At 43.5% G+C, this 17473-nt stretch carries 13 protein-coding genes; 9 read left to right on the top strand and 4 right to left on the bottom strand.

Annotated features, from left to right (window positions below):
• Positions 1–399, bottom strand: a complete 399-nt coding sequence (locus ACFQ21_RS13755) for a T9SS type A sorting domain-containing protein (protein ID WP_377579792.1) — start codon at positions 397–399, stop codon at positions 1–3.
• Positions 400–874: 475 nt separating this feature from the next.
• Between ACFQ21_RS13755 and ACFQ21_RS13750 the strand changes: the two genes are divergently transcribed.
• The 5 genes from ACFQ21_RS13750 (at position 875) to ACFQ21_RS13730 (ending at position 10616) form a co-directional block, all read left to right on the top strand.
• A complete protein-coding gene (locus ACFQ21_RS13750; RefSeq protein ID WP_377579791.1) occupies positions 875–3691 on the top strand; it encodes a T9SS type B sorting domain-containing protein in 2817 nt (938 codons plus the stop codon).
• A 119-nt stretch (positions 3692–3810) separates the two neighbouring features.
• Positions 3811–4239 (top strand): hypothetical protein, encoded by a 429-nt coding sequence (locus ACFQ21_RS13745; protein WP_377579790.1) that lies wholly within the window; start codon positions 3811–3813, stop codon positions 4237–4239.
• Positions 4240–4337: 98 nt separating this feature from the next.
• Positions 4338–6422: a M43 family zinc metalloprotease gene (locus ACFQ21_RS13740; protein WP_377579789.1), complete on the top strand. Its 2085-nt coding sequence runs from the start codon at positions 4338–4340 to the stop codon at positions 6420–6422.
• A gap of 93 nt (positions 6423–6515) precedes the next feature.
• Positions 6516–9692, top strand: coding sequence for a T9SS type A sorting domain-containing protein (locus ACFQ21_RS13735; RefSeq protein WP_377579788.1), 3177 nt, complete (start codon positions 6516–6518; stop codon positions 9690–9692).
• A 141-nt stretch (positions 9693–9833) separates the two neighbouring features.
• A complete protein-coding gene (locus ACFQ21_RS13730) occupies positions 9834–10616 on the top strand; it encodes a phosphatase PAP2 family protein (RefSeq protein WP_377579787.1) in 783 nt (260 codons plus the stop codon).
• A gap of 11 nt (positions 10617–10627) precedes the next feature.
• On the opposite strand, the gene ACFQ21_RS13725 is transcribed toward ACFQ21_RS13730, so the two are convergent.
• Positions 10628–12148: a DUF6630 family protein gene (locus tag ACFQ21_RS13725; protein ID WP_377579785.1), complete on the bottom strand. Its 1521-nt coding sequence runs from the start codon at positions 12146–12148 to the stop codon at positions 10628–10630.
• A 505-nt stretch (positions 12149–12653) separates the two neighbouring features.
• Between ACFQ21_RS13725 and ACFQ21_RS13720 the strand changes: the two genes are divergently transcribed.
• Positions 12654–13232, top strand: a complete 579-nt coding sequence (locus ACFQ21_RS13720; protein ID WP_377579784.1) for a hypothetical protein — start codon at positions 12654–12656, stop codon at positions 13230–13232.
• A gap of 93 nt (positions 13233–13325) precedes the next feature.
• Here ACFQ21_RS13720 and ACFQ21_RS13715 read toward each other — a convergent pair whose 3' ends face one another.
• Positions 13326–13847: a hypothetical protein gene (locus tag ACFQ21_RS13715; protein WP_377579783.1), complete on the bottom strand. Its 522-nt coding sequence runs from the start codon at positions 13845–13847 to the stop codon at positions 13326–13328.
• 75 nt (positions 13848–13922) lie between these two features.
• Entirely contained in the window at positions 13923–14330 is a 408-nt protein-coding gene (gene yiaA, locus ACFQ21_RS13710; protein ID WP_377579782.1) for an inner membrane protein YiaA, read from the bottom strand.
• A 311-nt stretch (positions 14331–14641) separates the two neighbouring features.
• Between yiaA and ACFQ21_RS13705 the strand changes: the two genes are divergently transcribed.
• From ACFQ21_RS13705 to ACFQ21_RS13695, 3 genes are read left to right on the top strand one after another with little or no spacing between them, the layout of a single operon-like run.
• Positions 14642–15211 carry an RNA polymerase sigma-70 factor gene (locus tag ACFQ21_RS13705; RefSeq protein ID WP_377579781.1) on the top strand — a complete coding sequence of 190 codons (570 nt, stop codon included), beginning with the start codon at positions 14642–14644 and terminating at the stop codon, positions 15209–15211.
• A gap of 12 nt (positions 15212–15223) precedes the next feature.
• Positions 15224–16225, top strand: coding sequence for a FecR family protein (locus ACFQ21_RS13700; protein WP_377579780.1), 1002 nt, complete (start codon positions 15224–15226; stop codon positions 16223–16225).
• On the top strand, positions 16185–17429 hold the full coding sequence (locus tag ACFQ21_RS13695) for an STN domain-containing protein (protein WP_377579779.1): 1245 nt from the start codon (positions 16185–16187) through the stop codon (positions 17427–17429). Before ACFQ21_RS13700 ends, ACFQ21_RS13695 begins: the two co-directional genes overlap by 41 nt.
• The last annotated feature ends 44 nt before the right edge of the window (positions 17430–17473 follow it).

The following is a 17473-nucleotide window of genomic DNA, read 5'->3' as shown; positions in this document are numbered from 1 at the left end:
TCAGTCAACAACAACCATTTTACGCTTCTCCACCATTCTCCCATTCACAAGCAGGGCATATATATAAGTGCCTTTCTGCAATTGATTTCCGTTGATCTTTACTTGTCCTATATTCTGATCGAGGTTGCTGAGTGTTAATACCCGTTCCTTCGTCTCATTATCATATATAGCGATGCATACATCGTAAACATCCGTTGCCTGATAGCGTATGGTGGTAGATTCGGAGCGTACCAACGGATTCGGATAATTCTGTTCCAGTCGCAGTTTGCCTACGTATGGAAATTTCTGCGTGCTGGCCACCAGCAGCATGTTGTCAAACTTTTCTTTGCCAGCTGAGTCCTGAGCATAAAGGCCTGCTGATATAGAGGTAAGTAACAGGGCCAGGGTAATGCGCTTCATATTCTATGTCTTTATTCAGGAGCAAGATTAAAGCGGGTAGTAGGGATCTGAAATTAATGTAGATGAAACCGTCTAATCACCCGACATCATGGAACAGATCATCGAGAAGAATTTTTTATTCGGTAGGATGCTTGATTTTAATCGTGGCGTGTGACTCGCTATAGGCCATTTGCTATAGAATACATATATCAAACCGATGAATATAGCGCTGATGAAGATGAATTGTGCGACATGATTTGTGAGTAGATTTTGTGCAATAAAATCTCATTTTTTATTTACCTATACTTTGCTTCGCTTCATCGCAATTTTTTTATCGTTATACTTCTTTCGCGGATATTGGCTGAATCTATACCCTTGCAGATAATCCTCTCTGTCGTCTGTTGCCGGTATTCATAAATCATTAAGCCCACTGTTATTGAAGACACTGTACGCATTTTGATACTGCAACCGAATCTTACAACCTATATATACCCCTATGAGAGTAAGTCTTGCATGGACCTGTGTAATTGTGCTCAGTGCCGTAGTGCACCCGGTACACGCCACCCACTTGCGCGCAGCCGATATCCAGGTAGAGCGGCTTTGTGAGAACGGATATACCTTCCGCATAACCATTGTGGCGTATCTGAACTCACAGTCCAATACAAATTTCGGTACACATGCCACGCTATATTTTGGCGATGGATCATATATAGATCTGCCGCAGGTTACTGAAACAGCTCGGCCTGATCTGGGAACTAACATCAGCGTTGCTACCTATACCACTACACACACCTATAGCTCGGCCGGTTCTTATAAAATTGTATACGATGAAGAGCATCGCAATGCCGGTATATTGAATATCACCAATTCGAAAGATGTATCGTACGTATCGTTCATCACGATCAATATTGATAATACACAAGGTTGTAATCATTACCCGGTGCTGTCGGTTATACCATTGGACAGAGCGTGTTCAGGCGTAGCATTCTTGCACAATCCCGGAGCGTATGATGTTGACGGTGACAGCTTGTCGTACGAAATGTCGATACCTTCCAGCAGTTCGACTTCCTTTGCCGATTATGAAGATCCAAACAACTCCGTGTTCTATACCAGTTACGCAACGGGTAATGAAGCAGGAACAGGTACACCTACATTTTCGATTGATCCTTATACCGGTCTCATAACCTGGGACGCTCCTGGTATGATCGGAGAGTATAATATAGCCTTTAAAGTAATTGAGTGGCGCAAGAATGAAACCACCGGACAGTATACTATACTCAGCTCCACAACACGTGATATGCAAATTGTGGTGGAAGAGTGTGATAATACGCGCCCCGATCTGATTATACCGGATGACACCTGTGTAGTGGCCGGAACTATACTGGACAAGATCATTAAAGGAACGGATGCAGATGGCGACCCGGTAAAGATTGAAGTGTTCTCGGAGATAACCAGTCTCGATGAATATGCGGCTACGTACTCGCCCAATCCCGCAGCATTTGTTTCGTCTGATCCTGCGGCAGAGTTATCGTTTCACTGGAATACGGATTGTATGCATGTGCGGCAGCAACCATACCCGGTAGTTTTTAAGATCACCGATAATCCTCCGGATGGACCGAAGCTTGTTACCTATAAAACGTGGAATATAAAAGTTGTAGCACCGGCTCCAACGTGGAAAGCTATAGCGCTCGATGTCACGAATTATTCGGCTATACTCTCGTGGCAAAAATATACCTGTGCCAATGCGAGTAAAATACAGATATGGCGCAAGGTTGGTTCGATCGAATATACTCCGGGCCATTGTGAAACCGGTATACCGCGATACCTGGGTTATAACCTGGTTGGCGAAGTATCGGCATTGGATACAACATTCACGGATACAAATTATACCTTGGGGCTTGCGCCTGGCGCGCAATATTGTTATCGGCTGGTGGCATACTTTAATTCACCGGCTGCAACATCCAGTTATGTATCAACCGAACAGTGTGTTGGTCCTATACAAGCTGATGCTCCGATCATAACACACGTAAGCGTTGAGGAGACAGCAACAGAAGGTGCTATACGGATAAGTTGGCGCAGTCCTGCGGATATAAATGAAGAACAATTTCCGAAGCCTTATCAATATGAAATATACCGGGCCGAGGGTTTTGTTGGCGATACAAGTATACAGCTGGTGTCAGCACGCATCAGCGACACAACGTTTGTCGATGGTAATGTTAATTCCGAAGAGAAAGTCTTTAACTACAGAATTGTACTCTACTCCAGACCTATATTGTCAAATGAATATATAGCAGTGGATACTTCTGCTGTAGCTTCTTCGGTATGGCTAACAGCAAGCGCGACAGCAAACCAGATTGAATTGAACTGGCGCGATAGTATACCCTGGTCGAATGTAGTGCCCGAGCGGCCTTATCATCTTATATACCGGGCAACCGGCATGGCGACCGATGATGACTTGCAACTATACGACAGTGTACAGGTAACAACGGATGGTTTTAGCTACATCGATACGAACGTATCGGAAGATGAAATATACTCTTATAAAATTCTTACCCGGGGCACATACGGTAATACCGCTATACCGTTGCAGGAGAATTTTTCGCAGATGGTAATGGCACTCCCTGCCAACGATCTGTTTCCCTGCGCCCCGGTTGCTTCTATAAAAGGTATAGATTGTATTGCTTATGTAGCATCACCGGAAACGTGTCATCAACAATCGTTCAGCAATACAATTTACTGGAGTCCTGCGTTGTCATCGGGGTGCAGAAAAGATATTGTCGGGTATAACATTTACGCAGCATCGGCTGATGGTAATTATCAGTTGCAGGTATCGCTGTTTGCCGATACTACATTTACCGAAACAGCGTTGTCTTCGTACGCGCGCTGCTATCGCGTGTCGGCTGTTGATTCGGAAGGAAAGGAGGGGCCGCTGAGCGAAGTTGTTTGCCAGGACAACTGTCCGTATTACGAATTGCCAAATATTTTTACTCCCAATGCAGACGGTTGCAATGATGTTTTCAGCGCCCAATACGAGTTTGATGCCACCGGCTCCTGCCAGCGAACCTCTACTATTGGTTGCCCGAGGTTTGTAAAATCAGTTATCTTTCGGGTTTATAACCGCTGGGGACGCGCGGTATACGAATATTCATCGGGTACTGACGGCTCGATCTATATCAACTGGAATGGAAAAGACAGCAGCGGAAATGATCTGAGCACCGGAGTCTACTATTACACTGCGGATGTTGAATTTGACGTTATAACGCCATCGCTGCGGAAAAGGAAAATAAAAGGATGGGTACATTTACTGCGATAGCAGCGATTGTCCTGAATTTTTTTTCGTTTTGGTCGACAGGAAAAGCCTGATGGGCTACACATTTTCGCCTGTATAAAGTTTTAGGTTGAAGTTTAAATTATTTTAGTACCAATATTATTATGAAAACAAAATCAAACAATAAGACCGGTATATATCTAGGCTGTCTGTTGGTGTGTTTTGTTATGAGTTTCGCTACCCATGCACAGCAGGCTCAGGATCTTAAGAATATCGTAATGTTCGATCCACTGTTCTGGAAAGAGCAACTGAAATTGAAGGATGCGCAATGCAGATCAATTCAGGATATCAATGCGGAGTATTACGAAAATCTGAAAAAAGTATTTTACGATTATCCTCAGGATAGATCAGCAATGCAAACGAGAGCCGCGCAATATTTAGTGCAGCGGAGCCAGAAGATTTGGGATATATTTCATCCGAATCAGCGAAGAAAATGGAAGCGTATGTGGGATCACAACTATGCCGGTCGCGGCAAGCATACAGAAGAACTCACATCATCGCTGGTAAAGCCTCCTCTCTTATATCAATTCTAGATACTATGCAGGAATGTTGTACCCCGGGCCGCATAATCATGGCTGTGTGTTTGGTAATGTGTTGTTGGGTGAATGGTTGGGCTCAGGACCGTTGCGGTATGATTGAGATACAACAGAACCTGCAAAACAAAAGATCTGTTCGCGAGAGCAACGAGCAATTCGAAAAATGGCTGAAGCAGCGTCAGGTAAATGCAGCTGCCCGAACCACTTCTGAAGATAAACTATATATACCGGTTGTTGTACACGTTATACACCGCGGTGAAGCAGTAGGTGTAGGGACCAACATTTCGGATGAACAGATCGTCTCACAGATCAAAGTTCTCAATGATGATTTTAACCGTCTCAATGCTGATGCATCCAATACACCTGCGGAATTTCAGTCAGTAGCAGGGAGTATGACTATCGAGTTTGTGTTGGCAAAACAGGATCCTGATGGTGAAGAAACCAACGGTATTGTTCGTGTACGCGGATCGCGAACTTCATGGTCAACATCCAATGACGGAGCCTTGAAAGCAACGAGTTACTGGCCCGCGGAAGATTATCTCAATATATGGGTAACAAATCTTTCGTCAACATTATTAGGTTATGCGCAATTTCCAGTGTCTGATCTTGCCGGACTTGAGGATGCGGATGACAACAGGCTTACGGATGGTGTTGTGATAGACTACCTGGTATTCGGTAGTATTGATGACGGCTCGTTTGATCTCGAAGATGATTTTAATAAAGGACGAACGACCACACATGAAGTAGGGCACTATTTGGGGTTGCGTCATATATGGGGAGATGATGATGGTGCCTGTGGTGGCGATGGTGATTATGTATCGGATACGCCTGATCAGAGTGAAGAGTCTTCCGGTTGTCTTACACATCCACAAACAACCTGTGGTGTTCATAAGATGTTTCAAAACTATATGGACTATACTGATGATGCGTGTATGAATATGTTTACGCAAGAGCAGGTGAACAGAATGATTACGGTGATGGAGAATAGTCCGCGCAGAAAAACATTACCGGAGTCGAAAGGCTTGGAAGTACCAGATGGTACCAGCGTCAGAGATGTAGCGCTTGTAAGTATTACAGAACTTTCACCCGTTCGTTGTGAAGAATCAGCAACACCTTCTCTGGTTATTCGAAACAACGGTAACGTAGATGTAACGAGTCTGATCGTTTCCTATAGTATAAATGAGGGCACAGCTACCACAGCAACATCAAGTAACATAACAGGCTTTGCGCCCGGTACGGAAATGACCTTTACACTTCCGTCATTGAATTTTTCGGCTGGTGAAAATACACTTGCTGTTACAGTCTCCAAGCCCAATGGGTATAACGATAAAAATACTTCAGACAACGCATTGTCTAAAATTGTTGTTGTCAATACAGCTTCGGATGTTATACCGCTGCGTCAGAATTTTGATGCTTCATTTAAAGATCAATGGACATTGGTAAATCCTTCGGGCGGAATGAACTGGGAGACGATCTCGACAAATTATAGTCAATCACTTTACTTCAATGCAGCCGTGAATCAGACAGAAGGTGATGCTGCCTGGCTGGTGAGTCCGGTGCTTGATTTTTCGGCAGCCACTACCGCGAGCGTGTTCTTCGATCTTTCGTATCGCTACCTCAGCACTGATGGCAACAGAAACGATCTCGATAATTTACAGGTGCTTGCTTCCGCGGATTGTGGTATAACGTATGACAAAGTGCTGTTTGATGAAAGCGGAACTTCGCTTTCGGTGAGCAATGATGCGGTGAACTCGACCCCGACCAAAGCCGAAGACTGGAAACGTAACTATGTGAATCTGACGACTTTTGCAGGACAAAGCAACGTGCGCCTGGCTTTTGTTTTCACGAACGACAACGGCAATAATATCTATATTGATAATATTGAATTCTTTGTTTCAGACGATCCGACTCCGAATTCAGTAACAAATCCGTTCGTTGTTTACGACAGCGATCCGATTACGCCAAGCGATTTTTACATCACTTTTAATCTTGCCGAGCGTCAGTCCGTGCAATATGAATTGATGGATACCATGGGACGTCAGATTGTTGCCCAGGAATTAACCGATGTTCTTAACCAGACGTACGAGGTGAACGCAGAACACACCAGCACCGGAGTGTACTTTTTACGATTACAAATAGGCCAGAATTATTACACAACCAAAGTCTATATGGGGAAGTAAATTCCCATCCATACCCCAATAATAACCTCTTGTGTAAGTAGTTACCTTACATATTTTCCGTGTATGAACGCTTAATATGTATATTTGCGGACTATGGTAAGGATTGCAGTTATAACAGCGACCCTTTTTTTGGGGGTAGTGAAGGGGTTTTCGCAAACAGCGGGGGATTATAGGACTACGGGGGCAGCCTCCAGCGCATGGACATCATTAGCCACATGGCAATTTTATAATGGTTCCACATGGGTCTCGGCCACATCAATACCTGATGGAACAGCTGGAAGAATCACAATTCTAAGTGGTAAAACAGTTACATCCGCTCCTAACTTAACAATTCAGGGAATCCTTGAAATAAATTCAACTGCTGTACTCACAATTGCAAATTCTGTAAACAATGCAACAGCAGCCGACTTTACAATTGCGGGAACGCTTACCAATAACGGATCTTTATCTTTTATAGCAGGAACCAGCGCTGCGAACCCAACAAGGTTACAAATTGATGGTTCTATGACGAACGCAGGTACCATTAACATGATAGCGAATCATACGCGAGTTGTTGTAAATGGAACCTTAACTAACTCAGGTTTCGTAGCAATCACTTCCAGCAGCGCTATTGTTACTGTAAACGGTAGGTTCTTAAACAGCTCAACCAATATTACATCGAGTTCTGCGAAGTTGACGTTTGAAAGCGGATCAACTTATGAGCACCTCTTTACAACCACGGATGGAAGGATACCTGCGGCATCGTGGAATTTGAATTCTACCTGTTTAATATCTGGATACACGACCAACACCACGTATCCCGGAGGTCTTATTGGAACTAATTTTGGCAATTTTACTTGGAACACTCCATCATCGACAGCCACGAGTGTAAATCTTAGTGGACAGCTTACTAGTGTACTGGGGACATTATCCATTTTATCGACTGGATCGTCTGCGCTTTATTTGGGGCAAAGCGATTCAGAGCCGGTAACTTTAGCAATTGGTGGAGATTTGATTATCTCTGGAACATCCAATGTTCATATAGCTCAAGATGCTTTAGGTAATTCTGTTACGGTAGGCGGAAGTATTCAACATTCAAGTTCGTCTCCTTTCTATGCTTCTTCTGGCTCTGGATCAACAGACATAACATTGAGTGGAGATCTTTCTACCTCAAGTACATTTAATGCTGGAATCGGCACTTTAACATTTCAAGGAGCAGGAGCAGCTCAGTCGATTAGTGGTGCAGTTAACGCAGGAAACATTATGGTGATTAATGACGCTGGTGTTAATGTAGAAGGTATAGTCAATCTTACAGGTTCAATTACACTCAGTGGTTCTACCGATGTCTTTGACGCAGATGGTACTAATAACAGCGGTACGTTAACGCTTTTATCTACTGCAGATAATCCAGCTGTAGATGCTACCATTGCTGCAATACCTTCAGGTGCAACATTCCAAGGTAATGTTACAGTGCAACGCTATATGAGTGGTGAAGGCTATCGCATGTACCGCTATATATCTTCACCAGTTACAAGTGCAACAGTAGCAAGTTGGCAGGATGATTTCTCTATTACAGGTGCTTTCGCGGGCTACTCTACACGTGACCCTTCCAATAACTCCACAATTGTTTGTGGCTATAGATTAGGTACATCCGCTTCTATGTTTACCTACAATGAGGCGACCCAGGCTTACGCAGCTTATCCGACAACAAGTTCTTCTGCTGCGCTTGTGCCAGGAGTAGGTTATTCAGCACTTGTAAGAAACTGCTCAAGCCCCACTATAATTGACGTAAGAGGACCGATAAATCAAGGTGAGATTACTCCAACAATAACGTATACTACTTCGGGTAGCAACTCGGCAATGTATGGCTATAACCTCATTGGTAATCCATATCCTTCTGCCCTCGACTGGGAAACGGCACCATGGACAATGAGTAACATCAGTTCCGTAATGGCAATTTCAGATAACAGCACGGGTAGTCTGGTATATCAATACTTTGATAATACAGATGGCAGCGCTGATGATTTTATCGCCGTTGGTCAGGCTTTCTGGGTGCGTGCTACGGCAGCTTCTCCTTCATTAACTTTTACGGAAGATATTAAGGCTGCACCAGGTTCTTCGTATAGCTTCTTCAGAAAGGCGAGCCCTGTGCTGGATAGACTTACGATCACGGTAACGAATGGCTCTATTACAGATAAGGCTTTTGTGAAAGTAAATCCTGCGGCAAAATCATCGCTGGATAATTTCGATGGGCCGAAGATGGATAACTCGTTATTCGATATATCCACACTTTCCTCTGAAAATATACCGATGGCGATCAACGCGGTTGAAGAAATTACCTGTGGTTCTGCCGTTAAGATCAATTTGAAAGACTTCACAGCAGGCAGCTACAAACTGAATTTCCAGGGAGCCGGACTCGTACAAGAATACGAAATGGTACTTACGGATAAATATACCGGCAGCGTTACAAACGTTACAGTATCACCAGACTATATTTTCGTTGTTGATAACAATGCCGCATCAAAAGCAGCAGACCGCTTTGAGTTGACCTTTAAAGAAAAAGCAATGTCACTCAGTCTTTCCGTAGATAGCAACGTTGCGTTGTGTGCTACAGAATCAGGAAAGGTTAAATTATATAACCCGCAGGCAAATGTATCTTACTTTGCTACGCTACGTGGTGAAACCGTAAGTGATACACTGGCAGGTGGTGCATCTTTCATCGAATTTAACATTCCTGCTGAGTCACTCGCAGAAGGAGAGAATACGGTATATATCAATGCTGTTGGCAACTGCGATAACATCGAGCAATTGGAGCAATCAGCGTTGGTTCAGAAATATAGTACAGCTACCATCACGCAAGTGAACGGCAGAACTTTACAATCAAACTATAGCACCGGTAATCAGTGGTACCTCAACGGCCAGTTGCTTTCGGATACATCAGCTGTGCTGCGTGTTGGCGAGGAAGGCGAGTACCAGTTAAGCGTAACCACCGGAAGCTGTACACTTTCTGCAACGTACGCGCTGGGCGCAGAAACCTTTATGGATAAGATCGCAGGATATCCAAATCCGGTTGAATCTATATTCTCCATCGAACTGCCAATCGAGCAATGCTCCGCAGCAGAGTTACCAATCATGAATGATGTAGGTCGCCAGGTAGGTATTTTAAAACTGAAAGATTATGGTACCTATCGCACCGGTCAGTATGATTTCAGTTCTACGCCAAGCGGTTTATATCTTATCCGCATTGAGTCGGGTACAGGCGTTCGCCACATGAAAGTTTTGAAGAAATAGGAATATAGCCTCCTCTATATAAACATCTCCCGCAGGTTTTGAATCTGCGGGAGATTTTATTTTATACCTGTTCCGTTGTTGTTCTCATTGCCGCCTGAGATGCATACCGGGCATTTTACAATAAATACATTAATTTTAGCCATGACCCAAAGTAGTATAAAACCAATACTCCGAGCAGCGTTACCATTTTACGGTTGCCTGCTGGTTATTGTATGGTTTCTCAATCCGGAGTTTACGGCTTGCTCGAAGAATAGCACATGGTGTACAATCGCGTATTGGACAACCGAATCAGCCGGCCGCTTTGGTACTGCCATTATGATATTGATATCAAGTGTTGCGTTCGCGTTTCGAGCATCAACCGTGAAAGAAGCCGTTGTTAATTTTTTCGGAACGTTTGTGATGCTATCGGTTATGCTGTCGGTGTTTGCGCTTATTAACGAACACGGTGTAAAGCCGGTCTTGCAAGTTCCGCGACCAAGCCATCAGTATATCATGACGCAGTCGAAATCAGAGGTACGACTTGATTCATTATACACTTTGTCAGCAGCAGACCGGAGAGCCTTCTTCAAAAAGTTAATTGATGCAGACACCGTATCATATAAAAATTCGGATGAACGTATTTTAAACCACTGGCTGGAGGAAGCCGGTTACTCATTCCCGTCCGGACATTCATTCAATGCCTTTCTGATGGCCGGTATACTGTCATTTTTTATATACCATCTCGTGAATAGAAAGATTCGTTGGCTATATGCAGTTCCTTTTGCATGGGCTGTTCTGGTTGCGGTATCACGCGTGGCTGTCGGAGCGCACACTGCTCTGGACGTAAGCATTGGCAGCGCTATAGGTCTTTCAATTTCTCAGACGCTGTTTTACTTTCCGGGTACCCGAAGGTTGCTCATCCCTGATAAGTATATCTGTAATTAATTCAATATTCATTAACGACCGGTGGTCCACTCGAACGTATACTTTTCTTTGCCGGCGAGTATCGTATTTATGTCTGTAAGCAGATCAAGTCGACAACTGTGATTGGCTACATATCGCTGCAGTGAAGATATGTAGTGAATGGAGGGCTCTTCTCTCGGAAAATCACGCGGGGTAATTTTGATGTATTCATCTGTTTCTGCGTTCCACATCCAGCAGATATCGGTCTTGCCATGCGCGTTGGTTAAATGGTTTAGTATCCACCACGAATCATGCCCCGGATATACCTGCAGGTTGCCATCAAAACTTCGATAGGTTATATAATCATCCGGCTGACTTTTCAGAAACTTCAGATTCAGTTTTTGCTCTGATACAAAATCAGAGAGCAATGTGTATTTATAGGTTCCGTTGGTTAGATCATAAATATTGAGTTGCAGAATGCGCTGCACATATTCCGGACGCTGCTCATGCGGTATCTGCACTTCAGAAAAATAAAAGAACTTGTTGGTGCTTAACAACTGAAGCGAAGTATATCCATATACTTCAAATGGCAACGCGTGAAAATCCTGTTGTGCTAGAGCTCCTCCCAGAATTCGTATTTCTTTGTTGTTCCGCACTACCAGGCAAGATTCTTCATTCAATGCCAGTAACTGGCATGATTCACCTTTGTCGTAACTATAGAGTAATTCTGTTTTGTGTTTCTTGAGCCGGTATATATTCCCTCCGTCCTGTTTTTTCTCATTCAGAAAAACAGTATCTCCAAAAACAGCAGCCGGTTCGTATATATCTTCAAAGCGGTGTCCCGGTTCGCTCCAGTCATCCCGTTGCAGGGTTTCAGCAGAGCGCATGTCAGCAATCTTGTAGTAGGAGATGTTTTTCTTTTTATCGTAAGTCGTTTCCTCTTTCCAAAGGTTGAATGTGTTGGATTGATAGAATGGTATCAGCTTTCCGCGGGCAGCCGCTATTTCCTGCTCCGATATATTCACCTGCTGTGGAGGCCAGGCAGATACATCCAGTAATATATCCTGATCCTCAGCATCGCGAACCCAGCAAAACGGTGTGTGTTCAGAAAGCATGCATCCCCCATAGTCAAGATGGTGAAATGAATCTTCAATGAAGACGATCTTCTTACTTTTGCTGCTCTTTGGTTTTGTTTTAAAGGGCTTCGGTTCAACCTTTTCCGGTTCAATGCTAAAGCTCTCGTGTTCATCTTCTGCATGGCCCGCATTTAACCAATGCGAAACGAATTCGTCCGTTTGGGAGAGAGGAACAATGGCAAGCCTGTAGCTGTCGCTGCCATCGTCAAGATTCCACAGTGCCAGGCCATAACTCTCCAGATGGGCAGCCATTGCGCCCATGCAGATCTCAGCTCCGTCACGCGCAAGCTCTTCGAATAAAGTATTTGCTTTTTTGTTGTGTATGCACGCCAGGTTCGGGTATTCGAGCTGCAACAATCCGAAGATGTCATTGCCGGTACATTTCCAGTCAACATGAATATGGGTATCGAACTGAAATTCTGTAGAATTTTTTGCCATCGGGTTTTAATACTCTGTATATATAGTAGGGTAAAGATATAGCACTTTGTACGGTTTTGTAAAAAAGATGTCCGCCAATGGGATTTTTATATCGGTCAGCTTTAAAGTTCAGTTTTATATTTTGAAACTCCTGCCGTACGCTATTTTACTATGAACGATTTGCCGGCATAGCGTATATTATTTTGTGTTCTGTAAATATTGGAATAGTATATCTGTTCTTGTGGGGGGCCGTGTAGCTATACCGTTATGTTGCGTATAATTTTTTTTTCAGTGTTCTGTTAATTTTTTATTACGGAACAAATTTCTGTAAAAATCGTACGGAGATATTTTTTTATAAATCCGAATCCAATTCAGAATACTTTCGTTTGACGCGGTCTTCTTTTGCAAAATCACATCGCAGCAAAAAATATTGATGTTAAGAAAAATTAACGTTTGCGCTGCAACATAAACGCAGTTTCGTCCGTCTTAGGGTCATATATCTCAAACGAACTTAATTGTAAAACATATGAAAAAAACATTGTCTATCCTTGCTGCTATAACAATCTTCAGCACCACATTATTCGCTAACAACATCGATAACCCGAATGCCGCTACCGGTATGGCTATCATGAAAAATGGTACTACTGTAAAGCTGTTCTATAAGGGAACCAAGCAGACTGATGTAAAAGTATCTATATATAATGCGGCTAATACATTGGTATACTCTGAAACAATCAAGAATGTAGATGGCTTTGTAAGACCTTATAACTTTACTAACCTGGAAGAAGGTGAATACTCAATCGAGTTACTTGGTGAGAACGGTCGCCAGGTTGAACGCGTAATCTATAAATTAGGTAAAGTAGAGAAACTGGCTAACGTAATGCACGTAACCGGTGAAACCAATAAATATATACTTACGGTTGCTAACAAAGGACAGGATGTACTTACCATCAAAATCTATGGTGATAAAGGTGTGTTGCTGTATAGCAAAACCGAAGAAGTAAACGGTGACTTTGCTCAAGTATATAACCTGGATAAATACAACGGTGGCCTTACGTTTGAAGTTTCTGACTCAAAAGGTGTAACAAAATCGTTGAGCCTGTAATAAGAAATCAAAAGACACGCTTAAAAAAGTCCCTGAAAAGCTGCCATGAAAAATGGCAGCTTTTTCTTTTTTATGTAGTTGATGAATATATACCTAAATACTCTCTTTCCTTAATAAGACTTTTTTGTCGAGTAGCCAGAGTGCTGTGCGGCGAAACGGAGCGCAGGTATAGTTGTGATAACTGGAATCACTTTTCAGTAGCTCTTCCGTTACACCGGCAGGTAGCCAATTGAAAACAAAATCTCCTTTTGAAACACGGTTGACGGTTGGCGATTCCTGTGGCGGATCGCTGCAGACTTTTAAAAGCTGGCTGTAGGTTGCCGAATCAAAATACAATACAGCCTCCAGGTAACTATCGGAGGGGCCGGGCACTGATAGAAAATTATCTCCTCCGGAATTGTCTATATAAGTATAGTGGAACTCAACCGCATGGGGTTTATATAGCCTCAGGTTTACCAGTTTTGATAGTCGTGCCGTATCACGCGAATGCGTAGTATAAATGTTTCCTTGTCTGGTTGTATCCGGTGGTAATTTTGGTTGTTCCTGTTTTCGCTGGCAACACGTAAACGCTACAGCAATAAATGCCAGTACGATATAGCGGGAAGCGTAGGTCATGAGTACATATAGTCTTTAATGAAAAAGAGAGTCCCCGAAAGGACTCTCCTGAAATTATAGCGCAATAAATCAAATTTAATTTAGTGGTTGTTTAACGTCTTCGGTTTTGCTGTCGCGTGTGTTCTTTTGTACTGCAATGGCAGCAAAGAGACTCAACAGGAACGACATTGCATAAAATCCTTTTTCACTTAATGACAGTGTAGCATTCCACAAACCTACGGTTAGCAACACAATTGCCAGAATGGTAGAAAACCAGCTTAATCCATAATAGATGTTGGTTACTGGTATGCCTTCGAGCTGATCGCGAACGGATTTCTGTAGCGATATAGCTGAAAACAGCCCGTACATTAAAACCGTAAAGTAATAACCTTTCTCGTTCAGCATCATTTCAGCATTCCATAGACCGATGTTGAAAGCTAAGATCCCCGCAAATAACGCTACCCAGGAAGCTGCGATAAATGCACTGGATGGTTTCTGATTCATTGATTTGTTGTTAGATTTTCCTATTCGTATGGCTTTTCGGTTTCGCCCCGTTTTTTTGCAAGTGGTTTCTGGCCTCCACTTAAATTATTTCAAGTATACGTAAATGTTGAAAAAAGTATGTGTCGCCATGCGTTTGCAGGCCTCGCAAAAAAGCTGTCGTTAGTCTATTGATAGGGCGGGATGGTATTTATAACTGCACAGGTCGTTTTAAAACTGCCTAAGTTGCTTAAAAATACAGCAGCTCCTGCGTAGTGGTGGCCCTGCTTTTACCTGTCTCTTGCCTGAGTAGAGATGAAGAAAAATAAATAGATTTGGTAAATATCTACAAGGGAGAGAAGGTGCAATTGCCTGATCAGGAAATAATCAAGGCTATCCGACAGGGGAATAAAGATGTCTTCGAACAGGTATTCCATGCCTGTTACGAGAATCTTTGTCAGTATGCTTTTACCATCCTCAGGGATATGGACGAAGCCGAGGATATTGTGCAGTCTATGTTTATGAAGGTGTGGGAGAGGCGCGAAGAATTGAATATCCAGCAGTCTATGCGATCATATTTGTTCAGAGCCGTATATCACCAGTGCATCAATCACCTGGAACATCGTACTATAAAATTGAAACATCGCGAATACGGTGTATACGAAGGGCAGCATAAAGTACAACAGCCCGAAGTATTTCCGGAAGAACTCTCTGAAAATATACGCATCGCGGTAAATGACCTGCCGCAGCAATGCCGCACCATTTTTATGATGAGCCGGTACGATGAACTGCGTTATGCAGAGATTGCTCAAAAGCTGAATATATCGGTCAATACAATCGAGAACCAGATCAGTAAGGCCTTACGAATACTACGACTTAAATTGAAAGATCATTTTATACTATAAATCAGAGCCAGCGTGAAACGTGAACATGATATCGAGATAAAGGACGAACTGATGGTTCGGTACCTGGCAGGCGAAGCAGGCCCTGAAGAAGCGATGGCTTTGCAAGACTGGCTTACGCTTGCTGAGAATAAAGCATATTTTGAAAATATACAGCGAACATGGGAGCAAACACATCCTTCGAAAACACCACGCGCCATTGATGCGCAGCATGCCTGGAAAAAAGTAGACCTTCAGACAGAGCCTGCGGTGATGTGGAAGAACGGCACTGCAGCAGGCAGACGCAATAAGATTATACTTCGTATAGCCGCCTCGTTGCTCATTACGATTCTGGCTACGTTGCTGATCTATATCCGCCTCTACAAGCCATCGGTGAATATGGTGGCGGTAACAACAGCCGATTCGTTAAAGAATGTTAGCCTGCCCGACAACTCTACGGCTACACTACATCGCAACAGCAAGCTTATGTATCCTGCCACATTTGGCGCAGGGCAGCGCAACGTTGAACTGGCGCAGGGTGAGGCATTTTTTACGGTAACATCCAGCCCAGAAAAACCTTTTATTATTCATACTTCGGTGGCGGATATTCGGGTGGTGGGTACGGCTTTTAATGTTGCGTTAAAGGCCAATCAATTGGAAGTAAGTGTGAAAGAAGGAAAAGTGCTGATATATACTTCGCAAGACAGCAGTTATCTGACAGCAGGGTTTACCGGCATTGTGCAGCCGGCCATGGGTACGATACGCGTAAAAGATTCGGTTCACATGAATGCCTGGGGATATGCCACGCACAGGCTGATTTTTAAAGACACTCCGCTGGAAGAGGTTATTGCCGATATTGAAAAAGCATATCCATATTCCATCACTTTAGGCAATGCGAATATTAATAATTGCCGCCTGACTGCTACCTTTGACAACGATTCTGCAGAAAATCTCTTAAATTTAATCGCGGAGACCTTAAATCTGTCGGTAGTAAAAAATGGCACAGTGTTTACCCTGGAAGGCGAAGGCTGCCCGTAGGCTTATACCTGCGGTGCTTTTTCTTTTTCTATGCCAGGTTGCACAGGCACAGTATATCCGTACATCGTACGCCAGTAAAATTACACTTACCAGTTCCGGTGTTCAGTTTAAAGTACTGATCGATAAATTATCCGGTATCACCGGACTTCACTTTATCTATAGCTCCAATAAAATTGAAACCACGCGACTGGTTTCCGTATCAGTAAAAGATAAGTCGCTGGAGGATGCATTGGTGCTGTTGGGCCGCCAGCTTAACGTTGCCTTTGTGAAGCGCGACAATAAATATGTTATTATAAAAACAGTTGATGTGGCTCCTGCTACACAACCAACCACACAGACCCTTACAAGACGCCCTGAGTTTGATAGAATTTACAGCGCTCCAAAATATACTCCGCTCATTGCTTCTACAGAAGAAATATATACTGCCAGTGTTGATGCTCCGGAGCCGGTAGCCGGTAAACCGATGGCAGCGTCAGGAGAATATTTTCGGAAGAACCTGCCGGAGCTACGGGTATATTTCGATACCACAAGACTAAAACGACTGCCGGAGTACGAACTTAAAAAGATCAACCTGAAGAACCGGCACTCAGGCTGGTTTGTTTCCGGTGGACTTATGCTGAATGATTTTGCCGCGGGGTTGGAACTGCAGGCTGGTGTACGTTCGCTCTATGCAGTATATAATCCGGCATGGCTTCGCAGTGGTAAATATTATGGTGCCTTTGGTTTTGGTACCTCTCTGCTGATTACAAGAAATATAGCCTTCACACCTGTATATACCTACGGAACGGTAAAGCAGAACGAGATCTTTAAAGTAAATATGCCGCGTAGAACTATTGAAGGCGAGGCTGAACTTGTAGCTAAACTTCACCAGGTACGGTTTACATTTCAATATGCCCTTACTCGTAATCTGAATGTTCGGGTAGGACCAACGTTGAGCTATATGAAGGCCAAATACTCGGTAGAGAAAAACAATGTAATGGTCTTTCGCAGAGCCAATGCCGGTGGTGTGCCTGTAGCATTTCCTGTTCTTGCATTTAAGAATCCGGGAGCACACACTACCGGTGCTTACCCTGCCGTGCCGGTGCAATTCGTTACCGAGATTAACCGCGCAGAGCCTGCCGCTGCTGTGGTGGAACACAAAAAATATATGTTGGGCTGGGAAGCCAGCGTTTCATATCGCTTAAATTTTTTCAAAAGAAGATAGTGGCAAACTGATCCACACCTGTCTCTTGGTTGAAATCCAAATGC

It is taken from the genome of Ohtaekwangia kribbensis (assembly GCF_042676245.1).
In the GTDB taxonomy this organism is placed as follows: domain Bacteria; phylum Bacteroidota; class Bacteroidia; order Cytophagales; family Cyclobacteriaceae; genus Ohtaekwangia; species Ohtaekwangia kribbensis.
The sequence above is the reverse complement of the archived record's forward strand: the minus strand, read 5'-3'. Positions and strand labels throughout refer to the sequence as shown.

What these genes read in the sequence shown, in the direction of transcription:
- ACFQ21_RS13755 (WP_377579792.1), bottom strand. Translation starts at nt 399, where the DNA reads ATGAAGCGCATTACCCTGGCCCTGTTACTTACCTCTATATCAGCAGGC.
- ACFQ21_RS13750 (WP_377579791.1), top strand. Translation starts at nt 875, where the DNA reads ATGAGAGTAAGTCTTGCATGGACCTGTGTAATTGTGCTCAGTGCCGTA.
- ACFQ21_RS13745 (WP_377579790.1), top strand. Translation starts at nt 3,811, where the DNA reads ATGAAAACAAAATCAAACAATAAGACCGGTATATATCTAGGCTGTCTG.
- ACFQ21_RS13740 (WP_377579789.1), top strand. Translation starts at nt 4,338, where the DNA reads ATGATTGAGATACAACAGAACCTGCAAAACAAAAGATCTGTTCGCGAG.
- ACFQ21_RS13735 (WP_377579788.1), top strand. Translation starts at nt 6,516, where the DNA reads ATGGTAAGGATTGCAGTTATAACAGCGACCCTTTTTTTGGGGGTAGTG.
- ACFQ21_RS13730 (WP_377579787.1), top strand. Translation starts at nt 9,834, where the DNA reads ATGACCCAAAGTAGTATAAAACCAATACTCCGAGCAGCGTTACCATTT.
- ACFQ21_RS13725 (WP_377579785.1), bottom strand. Translation starts at nt 12,148, where the DNA reads ATGGCAAAAAATTCTACAGAATTTCAGTTCGATACCCATATTCATGTT.
- ACFQ21_RS13720 (WP_377579784.1), top strand. Translation starts at nt 12,654, where the DNA reads ATGAAAAAAACATTGTCTATCCTTGCTGCTATAACAATCTTCAGCACC.
- ACFQ21_RS13715 (WP_377579783.1), bottom strand. Translation starts at nt 13,847, where the DNA reads ATGACCTACGCTTCCCGCTATATCGTACTGGCATTTATTGCTGTAGCG.
- yiaA (WP_377579782.1), bottom strand. Translation starts at nt 14,330, where the DNA reads ATGAATCAGAAACCATCCAGTGCATTTATCGCAGCTTCCTGGGTAGCG.
- ACFQ21_RS13695 (WP_377579779.1), top strand. Translation starts at nt 16,185, where the DNA reads ATGGCACAGTGTTTACCCTGGAAGGCGAAGGCTGCCCGTAGGCTTATA.